The 18,863-nt window shown below is 28.8% G+C and carries 21 protein-coding genes and 1 tRNA gene; 12 read left to right on the top strand and 10 right to left on the bottom strand.

Annotation, left to right across the window (positions count from 1 at the left end; all coding sequences use genetic code 11):
* The first annotated feature begins 38 nt into the window (after positions 1–38).
* From hisB to ACIJYE_RS06855, 7 genes are read left to right on the top strand one after another with little or no spacing between them, the layout of a single operon-like run.
* Positions 39–629, top strand: coding sequence for an imidazoleglycerol-phosphate dehydratase HisB (gene hisB / locus ACIJYE_RS06885; protein WP_435090207.1), 591 nt, complete (start codon positions 39–41; stop codon positions 627–629).
* A gap of 5 nt (positions 630–634) precedes the next feature.
* Positions 635–1,261: an imidazole glycerol phosphate synthase subunit HisH gene (hisH, locus tag ACIJYE_RS06880; RefSeq protein ID WP_435090206.1), complete on the top strand. Its 627-nt coding sequence runs from the start codon at positions 635–637 to the stop codon at positions 1,259–1,261.
* Position 1,262: 1 nt separating this feature from the next.
* Positions 1,263–1,985, top strand: a complete 723-nt coding sequence (gene hisA, locus ACIJYE_RS06875) for a 1-(5-phosphoribosyl)-5-[(5-phosphoribosylamino)methylideneamino]imidazole-4-carboxamide isomerase (RefSeq protein WP_435090205.1) — start codon at positions 1,263–1,265, stop codon at positions 1,983–1,985.
* Positions 1,978–2,733 carry an imidazole glycerol phosphate synthase subunit HisF gene (gene hisF, locus ACIJYE_RS06870; protein ID WP_435090204.1) on the top strand — a complete coding sequence of 252 codons (756 nt, stop codon included), beginning with the start codon at positions 1,978–1,980 and terminating at the stop codon, positions 2,731–2,733. The genes hisA and hisF overlap by 8 nt, the downstream gene beginning before the upstream one ends.
* A 1-nt stretch (position 2,734) precedes the next feature.
* Entirely contained in the window at positions 2,735–3,007 is a 273-nt protein-coding gene (gene hisE, locus ACIJYE_RS06865; RefSeq protein WP_435090202.1) for a phosphoribosyl-ATP diphosphatase, read from the top strand.
* Positions 3,004–3,369, top strand: a complete 366-nt coding sequence (locus ACIJYE_RS06860; protein WP_435090200.1) for an HIT domain-containing protein — start codon at positions 3,004–3,006, stop codon at positions 3,367–3,369. The genes hisE and ACIJYE_RS06860 overlap by 4 nt, the downstream gene beginning before the upstream one ends.
* Positions 3,366–3,869 (top strand): GNAT family N-acetyltransferase, encoded by a 504-nt coding sequence (locus tag ACIJYE_RS06855; protein ID WP_435090198.1) that lies wholly within the window; start codon positions 3,366–3,368, stop codon positions 3,867–3,869. The genes ACIJYE_RS06860 and ACIJYE_RS06855 overlap by 4 nt, the downstream gene beginning before the upstream one ends.
* On the opposite strand, the gene ACIJYE_RS06850 is transcribed toward ACIJYE_RS06855, so the two are convergent.
* Both ACIJYE_RS06850 and ACIJYE_RS06845 read right to left on the bottom strand, forming a co-directional pair.
* Positions 3,866–4,414 (bottom strand): LolA family protein, encoded by a 549-nt coding sequence (locus ACIJYE_RS06850; RefSeq protein WP_435090197.1) that lies wholly within the window; start codon positions 4,412–4,414, stop codon positions 3,866–3,868. The two genes, ACIJYE_RS06855 and ACIJYE_RS06850, sit on opposite strands and share 4 nt — an antisense overlap.
* On the bottom strand, positions 4,414–6,498 hold the full coding sequence (locus ACIJYE_RS06845; protein ID WP_435090196.1) for a DNA translocase FtsK 4TM domain-containing protein: 2,085 nt from the start codon (positions 6,496–6,498) through the stop codon (positions 4,414–4,416). The genes ACIJYE_RS06850 and ACIJYE_RS06845 overlap by 1 nt, the downstream gene beginning before the upstream one ends.
* A 64-nt stretch (positions 6,499–6,562) precedes the next feature.
* Between ACIJYE_RS06845 and ACIJYE_RS06840 the strand changes: the two genes are divergently transcribed.
* Positions 6,563–7,642 carry an FAD-dependent monooxygenase gene (locus tag ACIJYE_RS06840; protein ID WP_435090194.1) on the top strand — a complete coding sequence of 360 codons (1,080 nt, stop codon included), beginning with the start codon at positions 6,563–6,565 and terminating at the stop codon, positions 7,640–7,642.
* Position 7,643: 1 nt separating this feature from the next.
* On the opposite strand, the gene ACIJYE_RS06835 is transcribed toward ACIJYE_RS06840, so the two are convergent.
* Positions 7,644–8,288 carry an LON peptidase substrate-binding domain-containing protein gene (locus ACIJYE_RS06835; protein WP_435090192.1) on the bottom strand — a complete coding sequence of 215 codons (645 nt, stop codon included), beginning with the start codon at positions 8,286–8,288 and terminating at the stop codon, positions 7,644–7,646.
* A gap of 77 nt (positions 8,289–8,365) precedes the next feature.
* Here ACIJYE_RS06835 and ACIJYE_RS06830 point away from each other — a divergent pair, with 77 nt between their 5' ends.
* From ACIJYE_RS06830 to ACIJYE_RS06820, 3 genes are all read left to right on the top strand, one after another.
* The gene (locus ACIJYE_RS06830) at positions 8,366–9,214 is read left to right on the top strand and encodes a sulfotransferase domain-containing protein (protein ID WP_435090191.1); all 849 of its coding nucleotides are present in this window, start codon (positions 8,366–8,368) and stop codon (positions 9,212–9,214) included.
* A gap of 62 nt (positions 9,215–9,276) precedes the next feature.
* Positions 9,277–9,351 (top strand) — tRNA-Gly (locus tag ACIJYE_RS06825).
* A gap of 10 nt (positions 9,352–9,361) precedes the next feature.
* Positions 9,362–9,706 carry a 4a-hydroxytetrahydrobiopterin dehydratase gene (locus tag ACIJYE_RS06820; protein WP_435090189.1) on the top strand — a complete coding sequence of 115 codons (345 nt, stop codon included), beginning with the start codon at positions 9,362–9,364 and terminating at the stop codon, positions 9,704–9,706.
* Here ACIJYE_RS06820 and purH read toward each other — a convergent pair.
* The 6 genes from purH to ACIJYE_RS06790 form a co-directional block, all read right to left on the bottom strand.
* Positions 9,696–11,231 carry a bifunctional phosphoribosylaminoimidazolecarboxamide formyltransferase/IMP cyclohydrolase gene (purH, locus tag ACIJYE_RS06815; protein ID WP_435090188.1) on the bottom strand — a complete coding sequence of 512 codons (1,536 nt, stop codon included), beginning with the start codon at positions 11,229–11,231 and terminating at the stop codon, positions 9,696–9,698. The genes ACIJYE_RS06820 and purH overlap by 11 nt on opposite strands.
* A complete protein-coding gene (locus ACIJYE_RS06810; RefSeq protein ID WP_435090187.1) occupies positions 11,231–12,577 on the bottom strand; it encodes a heparinase II/III family protein in 1,347 nt (448 codons plus the stop codon). The genes purH and ACIJYE_RS06810 overlap by 1 nt, the downstream gene beginning before the upstream one ends.
* A gap of 285 nt (positions 12,578–12,862) precedes the next feature.
* Positions 12,863–13,522, bottom strand: a complete 660-nt coding sequence (rpe, locus tag ACIJYE_RS06805) for a ribulose-phosphate 3-epimerase (RefSeq protein ID WP_435090185.1) — start codon at positions 13,520–13,522, stop codon at positions 12,863–12,865.
* A gap of 28 nt (positions 13,523–13,550) precedes the next feature.
* Positions 13,551–13,907, bottom strand: a complete 357-nt coding sequence (locus tag ACIJYE_RS06800; protein ID WP_435090184.1) for a hypothetical protein — start codon at positions 13,905–13,907, stop codon at positions 13,551–13,553.
* Positions 13,908–13,984: 77 nt separating this feature from the next.
* Complete coding sequence (locus ACIJYE_RS06795; RefSeq protein ID WP_435090183.1) at positions 13,985–15,793, bottom strand: sodium:solute symporter family protein; 1,809 nt, start codon at positions 15,791–15,793, stop codon at positions 13,985–13,987.
* Positions 15,793–16,053 carry a DUF4212 domain-containing protein gene (locus ACIJYE_RS06790; protein ID WP_435088309.1) on the bottom strand — a complete coding sequence of 87 codons (261 nt, stop codon included), beginning with the start codon at positions 16,051–16,053 and terminating at the stop codon, positions 15,793–15,795. The genes ACIJYE_RS06795 and ACIJYE_RS06790 overlap by 1 nt, the downstream gene beginning before the upstream one ends.
* Before the next feature lie 133 nt (positions 16,054–16,186).
* Here ACIJYE_RS06790 and ACIJYE_RS06785 point away from each other — a divergent pair, with 133 nt between their 5' ends.
* Complete coding sequence (locus ACIJYE_RS06785) at positions 16,187–16,810, top strand: esterase (protein WP_435090182.1); 624 nt, start codon at positions 16,187–16,189, stop codon at positions 16,808–16,810.
* On the opposite strand, the gene acs is transcribed toward ACIJYE_RS06785, so the two are convergent.
* On the bottom strand, positions 16,807–18,855 hold the full coding sequence (acs, locus tag ACIJYE_RS06780) for an acetate--CoA ligase (RefSeq protein ID WP_435090181.1): 2,049 nt from the start codon (positions 18,853–18,855) through the stop codon (positions 16,807–16,809). The two genes, ACIJYE_RS06785 and acs, sit on opposite strands and share 4 nt — an antisense overlap.
* Between the last annotated feature and the right edge of the window lie 8 nt (positions 18,856–18,863).

Raw genomic sequence — 18,863 nt, 5'->3', positions numbered from 1 at the left:
TGATATAGCGTGATTATGTATGTATACCTTTGAAACATATGGCTAGAAAAGGAAAAGTATCCAGAAAAACTAAAGAAACAAGTATTAGTGTTGAGGTTAATATTGATGGAAAAGGTCTGTATAAAATTGACACTGGAATTGGTTTTTTAGACCACATGCTTGAACAACTATCAAAGCATTCTCTTATTGATTTAAAAGTTAAAGCTAAAGGAGATACTCATATTGATCTCCACCACACAACAGAAGATACAGGAATTGCTATAGGTGAAGCTTTAAAAAAAGCATTAAAAAATTATCAAGGAATCAGAAGATATGCTCACGCAATGATTCCGATGGACGAAACATTAACCAGAGTTGCAATTGATGTTTCAAATAGGCCTTACTTGATTTGGAAAGTAAAATTAAAGGTAGAAAGACTTGGAGAAATGGATACAGAACTTTTTAAAGAATGGTTCCAAGCATTTTCTCAGTCAGCAGGTATAACACTGCATATGGAAAATATTTATGGAGATAACAGTCATCATATAATTGAGTCATGTTTTAAAGCTCTTGCGAGGTCTTTAAGAACAGCTTTAGAAATAGATACTAGAAACAAGAAGAGCATTCCATCAACCAAGGGCTCTTTATAAATTTAATGAATGTCACGATTGTTGACTATAACTCTGGAAATATAAGTTCTGTAATAAATTCTTTTAAAGAAGTTGCAAAAAAAAAAATAAATATTGAAGTAACTTCAGATCTAAATAAGATTAAATTAAGTGATAAGGTTGTCTTGCCAGGCCAAGGATCGTTTAAGAGCTGTATTGATGCTTTAAATGGCATAAATGGCTTAGTCGATACTTTAAATGAATTTGTAATTAATAACAAAAAACCACTTTTTGGAATTTGTGTTGGTTTACAAATGTTTGCTGAAACTGGCTATGAGCAAACAGAAACAAAAGGATTGGGCTGGATTTCTGGAAAGGTATCAAAAATTAACAATCAAGAAGGCAAATACAAACTTCCACATATTGGCTGGAACCAAATAAATATTATTAAAGACAGTGAGATTTTTAAAAACATAGAAAATAATTCTCATATGTATTTTGTTCACAGTTATGAATTTATTCCAGAAGATAAAAACGTAATTTCAGCAACAACAGATTATGCATCAAATATTGTTTGCTCTGTAGAGAAAGAAAATATCTTTGGAACCCAATTTCACCCTGAGAAGAGTGATAAAACTGGTCTAAAAATGATCGATAATTTTATAAACTTATAAAATGAAAATATTTCCTGCAATAGATATTAAAGATAAAAAATGTGTCAGGTTGGTTAAAGGAGACTTTGATAATAAAACCGAATATGAAATATCTCCAGTTGATCAAGCTGGTAAATATAAAGATCACGGTTTTAAAAATTTACATATAGTTGACTTAGATGGAGCCTTAACTGGTGAAACCGTAAATCTAGATATAATTAAAGATATAGTTGGAAAATTTGATCTTAAGGTTGAAATAGGCGGGGGTATTAGAAACCTTGATAGTATTCAAAAATATATCTCTGCTGGTGCAGAGAAAGTGATTTTAGGAAGTGCAGCTATTAAAGATAAAATTTTTTTAAAAGAAGCATGTAAAAAATTTCCAAACCAAATTGCATTAGGGCTAGATGCTAAAGGTGGATATTTATCTGTCTCTGGATGGAAAGAAAATTCAAATCAATTAACTCTAGATTTCTTAAAGCAAGTAAATGATTATGGGGTAAGCAGATTAATTTATACCGATATTAATCGTGATGGAATGAAACAAAGTCCAAATTTTGAGGAAACATCCAAAGTTGCTGATGTTGCAAACTGTCCTGTGATTATTTCTGGTGGAGTGTCTTCAATAAATGATGTTAAAAAAGCAAAGGGTTTAAACAAGAATATTGAAGGTATAATAGTAGGCAAAGCAATATACGATGGAGATATTGAATTAGATGAATTAGTGAGAGAAATGGATGCTTAAAAATAGAATTATACCATGCTTAGACGTTAAAAATGGTCGTGTCGTAAAGGGAATTAACTTTGTTGATCTCAAAGATGCTGGTGATCCAGTAGAACAAGCTAAAATTTATAGTGATAGTGGCGCTGATGAAATTTGTTTTTTAGATATTACGGCTTCGAATGAAAATAGAGAAACAATTTATGAAGTTGTTAAAAAAACATCTAAGAAGTGTTTTGTTCCATTAACAGTAGGAGGGGGAGTTAGAAGTGTCGATGATATTAATAAATTATTAAATTGTGGAGCAGATAAAGTTTCAATTAATACTGCTGCAGTTCAAAATCCAGAAGTAATTTTAGAAAGCTCAAAAAAATTTGGATCTCAGTGCATTGTTGTTGCAATAGATGCTAAAAAAAATTCTGATAAATGGGAAGTATTTACACATGGAGGAAGAAACAAAACAGAGATTGATGCAATAGAATTTGCAAAAAGAATGGAAGGTAGTGGAGCAGGAGAGCTACTAGTTACATCAATGGATAGAGATGGTACACAGATTGGATATGATATTGATCTAATATCTCAAATATCTTTAAAGGTTAATATTCCAGTTATTGCATCTGGTGGTGTTGGTAGTTTAGACCATTTAGTTGAAGGTATAAAATTAGGAAAAGCTAGCGCTGTGTTGGCGGCATCAATATTTCATTATGGAAAACATTCGATAAAAGAGGCTAAGGAATATTTGGACTCAAAAGGAATTCCTGTTAGAATTTAATATGCTTAAAACTTTAGAAAACTTAATTATACTTGCAAGAGAAAGAAAAACTACTCCAGTTAAAGGATCTTATACAAACAAATTACTTACTGATAAATCATTAAGCAAAGCAAAAGTTTTAGAAGAAATTGATGAACTGATTGAAGCGATAGAAGAAGACACAAATAAAATTCATGAAGCTGCAGATGTTTTTTATCATCTACTTATGTATTTAGAATCTAGCAATGTAAAAATTGAAGATGTAATGGTTGAACTAGAAAATAGAAAAAAATGAGTTACGATAACAACAATATTTTTGCAAAAATTTTACGAGATGAAATTCCATGTAACAAAATTTATGAAGATGAATTTATTCTTTCATTTCACGATATAAATCCGCAAAAAAAAATTCATGCTTTAGTAATAACGAAAGGAAAATATATAAATTTAGATGATTTTAGCGCAAAGGCTTCATCTGAGGAAATGGTTGGGCTATTAAAGGGGATTGGTATTGTTGCTAAAAAGCTAGGAATCTCAACAGAAGTAGGTAAAGGTTATAGAGCCTTAGCGAATATAAGTGATCATGGTGGTCAAGAGGTTCCACACCTACATTTCCATTTATTTGGAGGTGAAAAAGTTGGAAAAATGGTTGAGTGACACAAGAAGTTAAAAGAAGTTATTTAGAAATAAACTCTATTCAAGATTTAGAAGAAGTCCCCAAACCTTCTGAAGATTATTCTATCAATTTATTAGATCCAATTAATTTTCAATTAAATAAATTTTTTTATAGAAATATTGGCAAAAAACACAGATGGGTAGATCGATTGGTTTGGTTGGAAAGTAAATGGATAGATTATGTTTCTGATAAAAAAGTTAAAACTTATATTTTTAAACATAAGAATGATCTTGCAGGTTTTTTTGAATTAATTTTTTATTCTGAAAAAAAAGAAGTGGAAATAGCATATTTTGGATTATTAGAGGAATATCAAAATAAAAAATTAGGCTCATACCTATTACATGAAGCGATAAAAAAATCTTTTGTTAACAATATTAATAGGGTTTGGGTACACACTTGCACCTTAGATCACAAAAATGCATTAAACAATTATATTGCAAGAGGGATGAAAATTTTTAAAACAGAAAAAATTATAATTTAGTTTTGTAAAGGAAGATTAAATAAATTATTATTTATTATTTCATTAGTTTTAACTGATGAAAGAAAAGTTATATTTAAATTTTGATATATATCCTTTGTTTGCCAGCCAATTAAATTAAAATTTGAATTATCAAAAAAAATATTAATTTCATTTTCATCTTCTATTATTGTAAAATTTATAAAAGATTCATCTACAATTCTTTCTTCTAGATTATAGATTTTACTTATCAAAAATTTTTTATCTAAAATTAAATTTAGAGGTGTTTTTTTTAATGGATATCGATAATAGCTTGAAACTGTTTTAATTACTAAAGATTTACCATTTGAAACTATAATTTTTTTTTTATTACCTGAATACTCACAAAAAATTTTTTTTGGGTATTCAATTACACAATTGCCGTTTTCTATTTTACCATTAATATTTTGCTCAAAATCAAAATTTAAATTATTAGTATTTTTTAAAGTATCTATGATCTTTTCTTTATTGCCAGCATTTGCATCCGTGATTAAAACCAAAAAAAAAAGAACAGCAAAATATCTAAACATTAAAGAACTTCTCTTTTGCCGACATGATTAGCTTTACTAACATTTCCATCAGCTTCCATCATATCTATTATTCTTGCTGCTCTGTTATAACCAATTTGTAGCTTTCTTTGAAGAAATGAAGTTGATGCCTTTCCTTCTGATCTAATGATTTCCAAAGCTGATTGATAAAGCTCATCTTTATTTCCTTGGCTTTGAATATCACCTATTTCTTTTTCATCAGCAAAGTTTAAAATTTCATCAATATAATCAGGCTCTGCTTGAGATCTAAGAGAGTTATTTATTTTTTCAATTTCACTATCTGAAACAAATGGTGCATGTATTCTAACAATTCTATTAGCGGATGACATGTAAAGCATATCTCCTTTTCCTAGTAACTGTTCAGCTCCTTGCTCTCCAAGAATTGTCCTACTATCTATCTTGGATGTAACCTGGAAAGATATTCTAGTTGGAAAATTCGCTTTTATGGTACCCGTAATAACGTCAACACTTGGTCTTTGAGTTGCCATAATAATATGGATTCCAGCAGCTCTTGCCATTTGTGACAATTTTTGAATATAATTTTCAATTTCTTTACCAGCCACAAGCATTAAGTCTGACATTTCATCAACTACTACTACTATGTAGGGCATTGGAAGTTTATGCTTAGTGTTGTATCCATCAATGTTTCTAACACCTTCTTTGGTCATTAACCTGTATCTGCTTTCCATTTCTTTGACTACCCATCCAAGAACTGATGCTGCCTTTTTAGCCTCTGTAATCACAGGGCACAATAAATGAGGAATTCCTTCATATGTAGAGAGCTCAAGCATTTTTGGATCTATTAGAATAAATTTACACTTGTCTGGAGTATGTCTATAAAGCAGTGATAATATAATTGTATTTATACAAACTGATTTTCCAGACCCAGTAGTACCAGCAATAAGCAAATGGGGCATGGATGTTAAGTCTCCAACAATAGGATTTCCAGAAATGTTTTTTCCAAGGGCAATAGGTAACTTTATTTCTCTCTTTTTAAAATCTGAATTGTTTAAAATTTCACTAAGATAAACATTTTCTCTAGAATTATTTGGAAGTTCAATACCAACTGTGTTGCTCCCAGGAATTGTTGCAATTCTAGCAGACTCTGAACTTGTATTTCTCGCTATATCGTCTGATAAATTAATTATTTTAGATACTTTTACTCCTGCAGCAGGTTCAAACTCATTAAGGGTAACCACTGGTCCATGACTCACTTTTTTAATTTTTCCACTTACTCCAAAATCCATTAATATTTTTTCTAAAAATTCTGGATCATGAGTTTCACTTGTGCTTGTATTTCCCCTTTCTTTCTTATTTGGAATTTTTAACAAATCTAAATTAGGCAATTTAAATTGAATTTTACTTTTTGTTTCATTTTCACTATTAATAAAAGGTAAATCTTCTTGAATAAGATTTTTAATTTCATCCTGTGGAATATATTCGCTAATTATTTCACTTTTATCAGCATAATTACTATTTTGGTTTTTTGAAAATAAATTTAAGATTTTTTTAATTGATTTGATAAAGTTTTTAAGATTAAAGTTTATACTTATCAAAAACAACAATATGACAAATACAATTAAAATATAGTAAAAAATATTTTCATTTATTATTAATAATGAATTTAAAAACGTATGATCTAAATAATTACCAATAAATCCTCCATTACCATTTATATAAAGATTAAACCCTTCAGAATAAAAATGGGAAAAAAAAAGAGGACCAAATATACAATAAAGTGTTGCAAAAAAAGTATTTTCTATGATTAAAAAAAATTCTTTAATTCTAAATATATTAATACCAGTCATCATATAAGTTAGTGAAATTAAATAAGCAGTTAAGCCTATAGATTGAAAAAACAAATCAGATACAAAGCTACCTTGAAATCCTAATAAATTTTTTATTTCAATATTATCAGGAAAAATGAAATTTGGATCTTCTGGTGAATATGTTAATAGTGCCAGAAACAACAAGGCTCCCAATATAAAAACCATAATACCAAATATTTCGGCCAGTCTTTTAATTGCGAAATTGAGTAATAAATCAGCTGTTTTTTTAATATTCATAAAAATGAATCAATTTAATCACTTTGTATCATCTAATTTTTATTGTTAAAATTAAAAATATTATATGAAAGTTTGTATATTAGGTGATGGTCTTTCCAGCTTAACTTTGGCAAAAGCCTTAGTTAATCAAAAAATTTTTGTAGATGTTTTAGCTCCAAAAAGTGAGATAATTTCTATCAAATCTAGAACACTTGGTATTTCTAAAAGTAATACTGATTTTTTTAATAAGAATATAATTAACATTAAAAAATATCTTTGGAGATTAAAAAAAATAGAAATATATTCAGATAATTTAAAAAATGAAAAATTACTTAATTTTGAAGGTGACAATCAACAACTTTTTTCTATTATTAAGAATCATGAATTATATCAAGCTTTAAAAAAAGACTTATCTAAAAATAAATATTTTAAAAAAAAACAAATAAAAAATAAAGATTTATCTTTTATTAACAATTATGAAATGATTGTTAATTGCAATTACCATCATTCAGTTACTAATAAATATTTTAATAAAAAAATTACAAAAAGGTATAATAGTTTTGCCTACACAACTATTATAAAACATCAAAAAATTTCAAATGATACAGCAGTTCAAATTTTTACTAAAAAAGGGCCTTTAGCTTTTTTGCCTATTTCAGACAATACTACCTCGATTGTTTATTCAGTTCATAATTCAATTCATAAAATGAAAGAAAACATAGAAGATTTAATTAAAGTATATAATTATAAATATAAAATAAAAAAAATTGAAAAAATAAATGTGTTTGAATTAAAATCACTTAATTTAAGATCATATTATCATAATAATATTTTAGCGTTTGGCGATTTATTGCACAAAATTCATCCACTAGCAGGGCAAGGTTTTAATATGACAATTAGAGATGTTAAAACTTTATTAAAAATTATTAAAAATAGAAAAGATCTAGGTTTACCTTTAGATAGTTCAGTTAATAATGAATTCGAAAATAAGTTAAAGCATAGAAATTTTATATTTTCTAATGGTATTGATTTAATTCATGAATTATTTAATTTAGAAAGAAAAACTCAAAATAATATATTAAGTAAGTCTATCCAAATGGTAGGAAAAAATTCCTCTATAAATAATATTTTTACAAAAATTGCAGATAAAGGAATAATATTTTAACTTATTGAAGAGTTGTGTTATTGTAAATATCATAAGTATATGTACTTAAAATTTCAGCTATTTTATTTTTTCTCAAATCAAGGTCTATAGCTTCTAATAAAATTTGTTTTTCTTCAAGGGTAAAAGGCGAAGCCATTGATAGGGCATTAATAATTTCATCTAAACTTTGTTTTTCTAATTCTTTCCAATTTATAATAAAACCTCTTTTTTCAAACAAAGTTTTTAAATCTTTAAAAATTATTTCGAGATCTGAAAATTTTAATTCTTCACTTTTATTATTTAAGTCATGAATAAATTGATTAAAATCAACCTCTAAAATTCTATATTTGAGATCAGTCTTTATTTCTTTGATAATTTGAAATCTAACTAGTCCTTTCAATTCAATTAAACATCGCCCGTCTTCTATCTTTTTAAAACTTGTTATTTGACCAAGACAACCGACTTCATGTAAATTTTGAACATTATTGTCATCTGTGGAGTTTTTTGGCTGAATCATGCCAATCATTTTATTTGATTTCATGCTATCGTTAATCATATCTAGGTACCTAGGTTCAAAAATATTAAGAGGAACTGTTGTTTTGGGGAAAATAATAAAATTGCCTAATGGGAAGATTGGGATTTTTTTTGGTAAATCAATTATTTTCATGAATTTTTAAATTGTTATATAAATAATCTATAAAAGAACAATAAATTATTAAATATAAATTTTTTTATTTTGTAAACATGATTTTTTGGATAGCCTCATACCCTAAGAGTGGAAATACTTGGTTAAGATCATTATTGTCTTCTTATTACTATTCTGAAGATGGAATATTTAATCAAAAACTATTAGAGAAAATTGGTCAATTTCCAGAAAAAAAATATTTTACTAATTTTAATTATAACTCATCGATTGTGACTGATACTTCAAAATTTTGGATTAGTGCTCAAGATAAAATAAATGCAGATAAAAAATTAAGATTTTTTAAAACTCATAATATTTTAGGGGCAATTAATGAAAATAAATTCACTAACTCTAAAAATACTATTGGGTGCATTTATATTGTTCGAGATCCAAGAAATGTTATTACATCATTAAAAAATCATTATGAAATAGATAATGAAGAAGCTTTAAAATTTATGCTGAGTGAAAATAAATTTATTTATGATTTTTATAGTAAGAATAATTATAGTGACTTTCAGTTCATTAGTTCTTGGGAAAAAAATTATAAATCATGGATTAAACAAAATATTATACCGGTAAAATTAATTAAATATGAAAATCTTTTTAATGATACTTTTGGAGTCTTTAAAGATATAATTGAATTTATTAATAAACTAACAATTAATAAAGTTGAGTTTGACCCTCAAAAAGCAAGGAATTCAATACAATCTTCATCATTTGATAAATTAAAAAAAATTGAGGAAACAGATGGTTTTCTAGAGTCTGTTCTTTCAAAAAATGAGTCAAAAAAAATCCCTTTCTTTCATCTTGGTCCTTTAAATGATTGGAGAAAAATTTATGACGAAAATTATCAAAAAAAATTAAATTTAAAATTTAATGCAGGTTTAAATGAATTAAGATATATTTAAATTAATATTATTTCTTATTGCTTGCAATTATAAAACTGCTATCTATAATCTTTCATAAATAAGCGGGCATAGCTCAGTGGTAGAGCGTCTCGTTGCCAACGAGAAGGTCGAGGGTTCGACCCCCTTTGCCCGCTCCAAAATATTTTTATGAGCGATCTTTTAAATAAAAAATGTGTGCCGTGTGAAGGAGGTGTTTTGCCTTTTGATATATCTGAAATTCATAAATATCAAAAAAAAGTTGATGGTTGGGATGTTACTAGCAACGAAAAAAAATTTTTTTTTTTACATAAAAAATTTAGTTTTGTTAATTTTTCAGAAAGTCAAAAATTTATCAATGAAGTAGGTAGAATTTCAGAGGGAGAAGGTCATCATCCAGACATTACTTTTGGTTGGGGCTATGCTGAAATTAAAATTACCACTCATTCTATCGAAGGTCTTTCCGAAAATGATTTTATATTAGCTGCAAAAATAGACAAAATAATTAATGTCTAAAGTGCCTAGTCTTTGAAAAAACTAGAATGGTATCTGTTTGATTTGCATAATTAATAATTTCTTTATCTCGAATTGAACCAGAGGGCTGTATTACTGCAGTAACTCCAGCTTGAACTAATTTCTCTATACCGTCAATAAATGGAAAAAAAGCATCAGATGCTGCTACAATTTCATTATTTGGGTTAATAAATTTTTTCATTTTATTGATTGCAATTTGACAACTATCCAGCCTACTTGGTTGTCCAGAACCAATACCAACAGTAGTTTCTTTAGCTGCTAGAACTATGGCATTAGATTTTACATATCGACATACATTAAATGCAAAAAGGAGGTTCTTTAATTGCTGTGAGCTTGGTTTTTTTTTAGATACAATCTTAAAATCTTTAGAAGTAAATTTATTAGTATCTTCTGATTGAACTAATATTTCTTCATTTATAGATGTAAATTTTAAAATTTCTTTAAAAATGAAATCTGTGGCATCAATTAATCTTAAATTTTTTTTTGCTTTTAATATTTTTAATGCGCTAGAATCAAAGTCATTTGCAATAATAACCTCAAGAAATAACTTGTTTAATTCTAATGCTAAATTTTTTGTGATTTTAAAATTACATGACAGAATTCCCCCAAAAGCGCTAATAGGGTCACAAGATAAAGCAGATTTATAGCTTTCAAGTTGATTTTTTTTTACAGAAACACCACATGGATTTGCATGCTTAACAATTACAGTGCCAGTATTTTTTGGTAACGATTTTGAAATAGTTAGTGCTGCAAAAATATCATTGTAATTATTATAGCTAAGTTGTTTTCCATGAATTTGTTTTAAATTCATTTTTAAGTTTTTTGAATAAATAGCGCTTTGTTGATGTGGGTTTTCGCCATATCTTGGTTTTTCAATTTGATTCCCATAAAAAATTTTCTTAGTAGGAAAAATTGTGCTAGAAATTTTATTGAAATAGTCTGCAATAATTGCATCATAATAAGCAGTTTCAGTGAAAGCAACTCTTGATAATTTTTCTCTGAATTCCAAAGTCGTTGAACCATCATTTTTTATTAATTGATTAATCAACTCTTCATATTGATTTGAGGAAGTAATTACAGTTACATCTTTATAATTTTTAGCAGCTGCTCGAACCATTGTTGGACCACCTACATCTATATTTTCTATTATTTCATTATGATTTTTTGTATTTTTAATAGTTTTTTCAAAGGGGTAGAAGTTTACAATTACTAAATCTATATTTTCAAAATTATTATTTTTCAAATCTTTTAAATGAGATTTGTTGTTTCTTTTATTTAAAATTCCAGCATGTACTTTGGGGTGAAGTGTCTTGACTCTTCCTTCTAAAATTTCAGGAGAATTAGTAAATTCTGAAACTTCTAAGCATTTAAATTTTAACTTTTTGATTTCTTTGTAAGTTCCACCAGAGCTAATAATTTTTACTTTATTTTGAGTTAAAACTTTTAAAAGAGGTTTCAAATTAATTTTATCTGAAACTGATATGAGTGCTGTTTTAATTTTTTTCATTAAAGTTTAGCAATTTCCCATTTTATAGTATGATCTTTTTTATCAGTCATTCCAGATATAAATATATTTTGATTTTCTTTGTAAGAATTTTTATTACCGAAATATAAACCATTATCAATATTTATATCATAGTTGTTACAACTAAATTTCCAACCCTGATCTTCTAATTCTATAAGAATAGATTTATTATCTTGTGTTTTCATTACTTTAGAGTTTGGATCAAGATGAAATCTAATATCAAATTTAATATTTTTATTAATATTTTTATTTAATATTTTGTCTAAACCAATAAACTTTAATTGTTCAGGATAGAATTCTATTTCTCTTTGATGAATTATGCCAAATTTTTGAAAGTATCCATCATGAGCAGAAGAAATTTTCCAATAATTGTCCTCCAGAATAATATTTTTTTTTGTAATTTTAAGACCTTTGCTTACAATATAGTCTGCATCTTTATTTTTTTTAAAACTGCATGAAGAATAATCTTCAATAGTCAAAGTACTTTGTAGTGCTGTACTTTTTGAAAGTTTATTTAGCTTATTTTTTTTATCACTATAGTAACCTGAATTACTTATTAGTTTTTTTCCATTTGAAATTATTTCAAATGATAAAGCACCTGATTGATAATCTTTTGAGTGATTTTTAATTGGATTAGGCCCAATATCCATGGCCAAAGTAATTTTTTTATTTTTTAGAACAGCATATCCAGCAAGTTCTTTATTTTCATTTTTAAACTTGTAGCCAAACCTTTTTAAATATTGATCGAATTCATTATTATTTGAAACATAATTTCCATTAAATAGAATATCTTGACCAACATTTTTCCAAATGAAAGCGTAGTTAGATCCTAAATAATATATGGTTTCGTCAATATATTCTGGTACTAGATTTTGAGACTCTTTAAACCATTCTCTAATTATTATAAAATATTTTAAATAAAAATTTAGTTGATTGATACTCCTTGATTTTGGAAATCCTTGATTATCTATTGATGATTTTATAATTTTTCTTAAAAGATTTAGTCCATTACTAAGATAATTTTTTTCATCTTGATAAGCTAATCCAGTTAAAATAATTGCTGCACAACCAATCATTTTATTTTCCACCTCATCAGAATTATTTATTTCATTTAAAAGATGATTAACTTGTTTTTGAATGATGTGATTAAATTTTAGTCTATATTTTTCATTGGCATTTTCATAACTAAGTTGATGAATTGATAGCCAAGAGATTATTCTCTTTGCGGTAATGTCAAAATCCCAGCTTTTTGAATTATATCTATCATTATTATTGATCCAATTAGTAATTACTGATTGTGTAGTTTTTTTCGACGATTTTAAGTCCAAACTAAAAAACCAAAAAAAATTATTTAATTTTTCATAATCTTTTAAATTTATATTATCTTGCCAAATGCTCTCGATAGCAAAATCCTCTATTTTATATTTTTTTTTTGATATTTAATTATTGATGACAATAAGTAAGCGCTAGGCTTGTATTTAAATTGATTACTAAAAGTTTTTGAAATTTTTTTATTGTATAAATTTGAATTTCGGTAGAATTTTTTATAACTTTTTTTAATTTTATAGTAAAATCTGGTGAAAATATTAGAGTAATTTGCGTTAACCATTAACTTATTTTGATTTTAATAAATTAATATTTTTTTTAATATCTCCATCATTGCTTTTAAATATTGTTGTACCTGAAACTAAAATATTTGCACCTGCATCAATTGCTATTTTACAATTATCAAAGTTTATTCCACCATCAATTTCGATATCAAAAGTTATATTTTTTTCAGTTTGAATTTTTTTAAGTTCCTTAATTTTATCTAAAACTTCAGGCATAAACTTTTGACCACCAAAACCTGGATTAACACTCATAATTAAAACTAAATCAATCTGATGAAGTAAATCAAAAATTAAATCAATTTTTGACTCTGGGTTTAGAGAAACTCCTACTTTTTTATTTAATTCTTTAATCTTCAATATAGAAGCTTCCAAATTATCAGTTGCCTCCGGATGTATAGTAATAATATCTGCTCCAGCATCAGCATATGCTTCAATATATTTATGAACAGGAGAAATCATTAAATGCACATCAAATTTAATAGAACATTGTTTTCTGAGAGCTTTAATTACGGGTGGTCCAATAGTTAAATTTGGAACAAAATGGCCATCCATCACATCCACGTGGATCATGTCCGCACCACCATCCTCTAGTCTTTTAATTTCTTTACCTAATTGACTAAAATCAGCTGATAAGATTGATGGTGAAATTTTTATATTTTTCATTGATTACTAAATTTACTAGTATCAATTTTTAAAATTTTATTGAATTAAATAATTCATAAATTTGTCTAGAAATTTCACTTTCTAGAGGAAACGATAACATTCCCATTACAGAATAACCCAAAATCCAAGGCATAAAGTAAAATCTGATCATATAAAAGAACCAGGCAACATATAATGGAACTAGTGGTGCGATGATAAAAGATGGTGTTACTGGTTTAAATATTTTTATTAAAGGATTGGTATATTTGACAAATATTTTCATAAAAAAAAATTCTGAATCTTCTCTTTGAAAAATATTCATTGCTACTCTTCCTATTAAAGTCCACATAATGACACCAAGCAGGTAGTCTATAAAATAAACTAAGGGGTGAAAGTTTGCAGACATTAAGAAATTTATATTGGAAAAAAGATTAAATTAAAAGGGGCGAAATTAATCGCCCCTAGAATTAAGATTTATTAGCTCTATTTACCAGTAACAGTTCTGCCACTTGGTACTCGAACTTCATCAACCATTTTTTGTGTTGCAGCATTAGGAGCTGAAGTCATTAAACTTACAACTACCATAGCTACGAAACTCACAGCTGCTCCGAAGATACCAAACGTTAACTGAGTAATACCTAAGAATCCACTTCCACCAGTTCGCACCCAAATTAGGTACCAAATAGATGAAGCAAGACCTAAAGCCATACCAGCAATAGCACCTTCTCTGTTAGCTCTTTTCCACCATACACCAAGTACAAGTGGGAAGAACAAACCAGACATCGCAAAGTCAAAAGCCCAGATAACCGAACCTAAGATTCCTTGGATTTCCATTGCAGCAATAGTTGCTCCAGCAAAACCAATTACTACAAGTAATACCCTTGCAACAAGTAGTCTTTTTGCAGTCTCTGCTTTTGGATCTATCATTTTGTAATAAACATCATGAGAAATCGCGTTCGCAATTGCTAGAATTAAACCATCAGCTGTTGACATGGCAGCAGCCATACCTCCAGCAGCAACCAGACCTGAGATTACATATGGTAATCCAGCTATTTCCGGTGTTGCTAACACAACCGCTTTACCACCCATGAAAAACTCATTCAATTCAAGAGTTCCATTGCCGTTAAAGTCACTGATGAACATCAAGTTTGCTTGGTTCCAGTTTTGAAACCAATCTATTGATTGAACTTCAGCAAATGATTTTCCGATAATACCTGTTGGTAGTGTCGGGTCAATCAACGATAGTTTAGATAGTGTCGCTAACATTGGCGCAGAAGAGTACAGTAGGAAGATAAAGAATAACGACCAACCAACTGATTTTCTAGCAGCCTTCACACTTGGAGTAGTAAAGTATCTCATCATCACGTGCGGTAATGAAGCTGTTCCCATCATCATCGCTAATGCTAACGAAATAAATGCCCAAGGTGTAGCATTTACTGCAGAGTGAGCTTTAGTTATTCCAGCTAACCCTTTAGGTACCGTTGCTAGATCAGCAGCAGAGTTTTTAACAAAACCAAACTGAGATTCTAACTCACCAATTCTAGCCACTTCATCAGCTAACATAAAGTGGGGGAAGAAACCTGCACCCATTTTGTTACTGATCCAAAAAATTGGAAGTAAGTAAGCTATAATTAGTACAATATATTGTGCAACCTGTGTCCAAGTTACCGCTCTCATACCCCCTAACATTGAACAAAGTAAAATACTTATTAGTCCAATATATACAGCGTATTTAAAGTCAATATCTAGAGCAACAGAAGCAATAGTACCCGTAGCGTTAATTTGTGCAGTCACGTAAGTAAATGAAGCAACAGTTAAAACTATTACTGCAAGTAATCTTGCTAAATTACCACCGTATCTTGTACCAATAAAATCTGGAACTGTGTAACATCCAAATTTTCTTAGGTATGGTGCTAATAATGATGCAACCAATACATAACCACCAGTCCAACCTACAAGTAACGCCATATAGCCGTAACCTTTAAAGTAAATACCACCTGCCATTGCAACGAATGATGCACCAGACATCCAGTCTGCTGCTGTCGCCATACCGTTGAATACAGTTGGAACTTGCCTTCCAGCTACGTAATACGCATCTGCTTGAGCTGTTCTTGATAGATAACCAATTAAAGCATAGATGAATATTGTAAAAGCTACAAAACCAACACCTATTGCTTTTGCACTCATACCCATCTGCTCACCAATTGCCATTAAGATTATGAAACCTATGAAACCTCCAGTATAGATTCCGTAAACTTTTGGCAAATTGTCTATAAATTTCCCTTTAATCATTAGTTATCTCCTCTTTCGTTGAAGCCGAATTCTTCATCGATTTTCTCTTGCCTATTAGCAAACCAGAAAACTAAGATTACGAAAATTCCAAGAGATCCCTGACATGTAAACCAGTATGTCCATGGATAACCGAAAGGTCCAGTAACCTCATTCATTTCAGCTGCAAAAAGGAAGATGCCTATTGAGAATACAAACCAAATTGCCAGAGTTACGAATAACAATGACCTGGTTTTTTCCCAGTGTTTTTGTGCGTTTGACATTTATACCTCTCTCTTTTAGTTATAACTTTTAAAACCATAACCATTCTGCAGATTATTAAAAGGTGAAAATTGTTCACATAAAGTGCTTATTTACTGAGTTTTTTAATATACAATTATTCTAAATAACCATTTTATGAATAAATATAAGTTAACTTGGAAAGATTTATCATTCAAAGATTTTAAAGTTTATTTGTTTGCTTTGTTTAAAGCTTTTATTCCAAAGAAAAAAATTAAAAATTTAGATGAGCTTGAACATTTCATTCAAACTAAATCTGCATGGGTTACGCAAGTTACACTATATAGTTATTTAAAAACTCGAATGGGAACCAAATATGTTCTTCATTTCGATAATGATGAATTCATGTCGTCTGTTAATTTAGCTAAATGGAATATTTATTCTGTTGCCTTACAAGATTTAACTTTTTTTACTTTTTCATATTTAAAAGTTAATTTCAATTACCAAGATATTAGCAAAGTTAAAGAAATTTTTTTCAAAATTTTAGATGATGAAACATCAAATAAGATGCCATTAGATATAATTGATGAGGCAAAAAAAACTTTTGATGAAAGAATACAAAATGTAAATTGGGAAAATTATTATAATGATTTACCATTTAATCCAAGTGCACTATCTTTATATAAGTGGGCTCCAATAGCTGAAGAACTTAAAATTTTAGATAGAAAAATTGTATTAAATTCTATGATATTGAAGTGGGATATTGTTAAACAAGAATTTGAAAAATTAATTGAATTTTAAATATTTTTTCTATTATTAACTAAGCTTTCAACAACACTAGGATCAGCCAAGGTAGTTGTGTCACCTAATTGTCCATGTTCATTTGCCGCAATTTTTCTTAAAATTCTTCTCATTATTTTTCCAGACCTTGTTTTTGGAAGTCCAGGAGTAAAGTGAATTAGATCTGGAGTTGCAAGTGGTCCAATTTGTTTTCTAACCCAAAGTTTTAAATCTCTTTCAAGTTCGCCTGTTTCTCGCTCTCCAGCATTTAAAGTTACATAACAATATAATCCATTACCCTTGATATCATGCGGGTAGCCTACAACAGCAGCTTCAGCAACTTTTGAATGAGCAACAAATGCACTTTCAATTTCAGCAGTTCCAAGATTATGTCCCGAAACTATAATTACGTCATCAACTCTCCCTGTAATCCAATAGTACCCATCCTTATCTCTTCTGCATCCATCCCCTGTAAAATATTTGCCATCAAATTGTGAAAAATATGTATCAATAAACCTTTGATGATCTCCATACACTGTTCGCATTTGTCCAGGCCATGATTGAGCTATACAAAGTCTTCCTTCACCAGCACCCTTAATTTCTTTACCATTCTTATCGACTAAAACAGGTTTAATTCCATAAAAAGGCTTTGTTGCAGAACCAGGTTTTAGAGGAATAGCACCCGTTTGAGGAGCAATCATTATTCCACCAGTCTCTGTTTGCCACCAAGTATCCACAATTGGGCATTTAGAGTCCCCAACTGTTTTGAAGTACCACATCCATGCCTCAGGATTAATTGGTTCTCCAACAGTACCAAGCAATTTAAGTGATTTTCTTGATGTTTTTTTAACTGGTTTATCACCTTCACGCATTAAAGCTCTAATTGCTGTGGGTGCTGTGTAAAATGTGTTAACTTTATATTTGTCAACTATTTGCCACCATCTTGAATTGTCAGGATAATTTGGAACACCTTCAAACATTATTGTGGTTGCGCCGTTAGAAAGTGGTCCATAAATAATATAGCTATGACCAGTTACCCATCCAATATCAGCTGTACACCAATAAATATCTTTAGGCTTATAGTTAAAAATATATTGATGAGTCATTGAAGCATAAACCATATAACCACCTGTAGTATGTAAAACCCCTTTAGGTTTACCAGTTGAGCCTGATGTATATAAAATAAACAAAGGATCTTCTGCATTCATTTCTTCAGGTTCGCAGTGATTAGGAACATCTTTAATTAAATCATGGTACCAAACATCCCTGTTGTGATGCCAGCTAATGTCATTTCCTGTTCTTTTGACAACAATACATTTTTTAACATTAGGGCAATTAAGCAATGCTTCATCTGTTGTGTCTTTAAGTGGAATAGTTTTTCCACCTCTTACACCTTCGTCAGCTGTAATAATATATTCAGACTCACAATCATTTACTCTTCCTGATATAGAGTCAGCAGAAAAACCTCCAAAGATAATTGAATGCACTGCACCAATTCTTACACAAGCAAGCATTAAAACTGCAAGCTCAGGTATCATTGTTAAATAAATTGTAACTCGATCACCTTTTTTGATACCTAATTTTTTTAGACCGTTTGCAGCTTTTGAAACTTTCTGATGAAGCTGTTTGTAAGATATTTTTTGACTATCTTTAGGATCATCACCAACCCAAATTATTGCAGTCTTATCTTTTTTATCTTTTAAATGTCTATCAATACAGTTTGCTGATGCATTTAAGGTTCCATCTTGGAACCAATTAATTTTTACTTCTTTTGTACTGTATTTTACATTTTTAATTTTTTTATATGGTTTGATCCAAGTAATTCTTTTTCCTTCTTTTCTCCAAAATTCATCGTTATTTTTTATGGATTGAGAATATTTTTCTTGATACTTGCTTTTACTGGCTGAACTATTTCTTACCCATTCAGGTCTTGTTTTTATAATTAGTTCAGGAGCAGTTTTTCCATTTTCTTTTCTTTCTTTAGTTTTTTTCTTAACTTTTTTTCTTACTTTAGTTTTTTTCTTAACTTTTTTTCTTACTTTAGTTTTTTTCTTTTTTTTAGGCATGAAATAAT

Source organism: Candidatus Pelagibacter bacterium nBUS_30 (assembly GCF_051201245.1).
Taxonomy (GTDB): Bacteria; Pseudomonadota; Alphaproteobacteria; order Pelagibacterales; family Pelagibacteraceae; genus Pelagibacter.
This window is presented reverse-complemented; position numbering and strand designations above follow the sequence as displayed.

What these genes read in the sequence shown, in the direction of transcription:
- rpe (WP_435090185.1), bottom strand. Translation starts at nt 13,522, where the DNA reads ATGAAAAATATAAAAATTTCACCATCAATCTTATCAGCTGATTTTAGT.
- ACIJYE_RS06785 (WP_435090182.1), top strand. Translation starts at nt 16,187, where the DNA reads ATGAATAAATATAAGTTAACTTGGAAAGATTTATCATTCAAAGATTTT.
- hisF (WP_435090204.1), top strand. Translation starts at nt 1,978, where the DNA reads ATGCTTAAAAATAGAATTATACCATGCTTAGACGTTAAAAATGGTCGT.
- ACIJYE_RS06795 (WP_435090183.1), bottom strand. Translation starts at nt 15,793, where the DNA reads ATGATTAAAGGGAAATTTATAGACAATTTGCCAAAAGTTTACGGAATC.
- ACIJYE_RS06835 (WP_435090192.1), bottom strand. Translation starts at nt 8,288, where the DNA reads ATGAAAATAATTGATTTACCAAAAAAAATCCCAATCTTCCCATTAGGC.
- purH (WP_435090188.1), bottom strand. Translation starts at nt 11,231, where the DNA reads ATGAAAAAAATTAAAACAGCACTCATATCAGTTTCAGATAAAATTAAT.
- hisA (WP_435090205.1), top strand. Translation starts at nt 1,263, where the DNA reads ATGAAAATATTTCCTGCAATAGATATTAAAGATAAAAAATGTGTCAGG.
- ACIJYE_RS06800 (WP_435090184.1), bottom strand. Translation starts at nt 13,907, where the DNA reads ATGTCTGCAAACTTTCACCCCTTAGTTTATTTTATAGACTACCTGCTT.
- acs (WP_435090181.1), bottom strand. Translation starts at nt 18,855, where the DNA reads ATGCCTAAAAAAAAGAAAAAAACTAAAGTAAGAAAAAAAGTTAAGAAA.
- ACIJYE_RS06790 (WP_435088309.1), bottom strand. Translation starts at nt 16,053, where the DNA reads ATGTCAAACGCACAAAAACACTGGGAAAAAACCAGGTCATTGTTATTC.
- hisH (WP_435090206.1), top strand. Translation starts at nt 635, where the DNA reads ATGAATGTCACGATTGTTGACTATAACTCTGGAAATATAAGTTCTGTA.
- ACIJYE_RS06850 (WP_435090197.1), bottom strand. Translation starts at nt 4,414, where the DNA reads ATGTTTAGATATTTTGCTGTTCTTTTTTTTTTGGTTTTAATCACGGAT.
- ACIJYE_RS06830 (WP_435090191.1), top strand. Translation starts at nt 8,366, where the DNA reads ATGATTTTTTGGATAGCCTCATACCCTAAGAGTGGAAATACTTGGTTA.
- ACIJYE_RS06860 (WP_435090200.1), top strand. Translation starts at nt 3,004, where the DNA reads ATGAGTTACGATAACAACAATATTTTTGCAAAAATTTTACGAGATGAA.
- ACIJYE_RS06820 (WP_435090189.1), top strand. Translation starts at nt 9,362, where the DNA reads ATGAGCGATCTTTTAAATAAAAAATGTGTGCCGTGTGAAGGAGGTGTT.
- ACIJYE_RS06845 (WP_435090196.1), bottom strand. Translation starts at nt 6,498, where the DNA reads ATGAATATTAAAAAAACAGCTGATTTATTACTCAATTTCGCAATTAAA.
- hisE (WP_435090202.1), top strand. Translation starts at nt 2,735, where the DNA reads ATGCTTAAAACTTTAGAAAACTTAATTATACTTGCAAGAGAAAGAAAA.
- hisB (WP_435090207.1), top strand. Translation starts at nt 39, where the DNA reads ATGGCTAGAAAAGGAAAAGTATCCAGAAAAACTAAAGAAACAAGTATT.
- ACIJYE_RS06840 (WP_435090194.1), top strand. Translation starts at nt 6,563, where the DNA reads ATGAAAGTTTGTATATTAGGTGATGGTCTTTCCAGCTTAACTTTGGCA.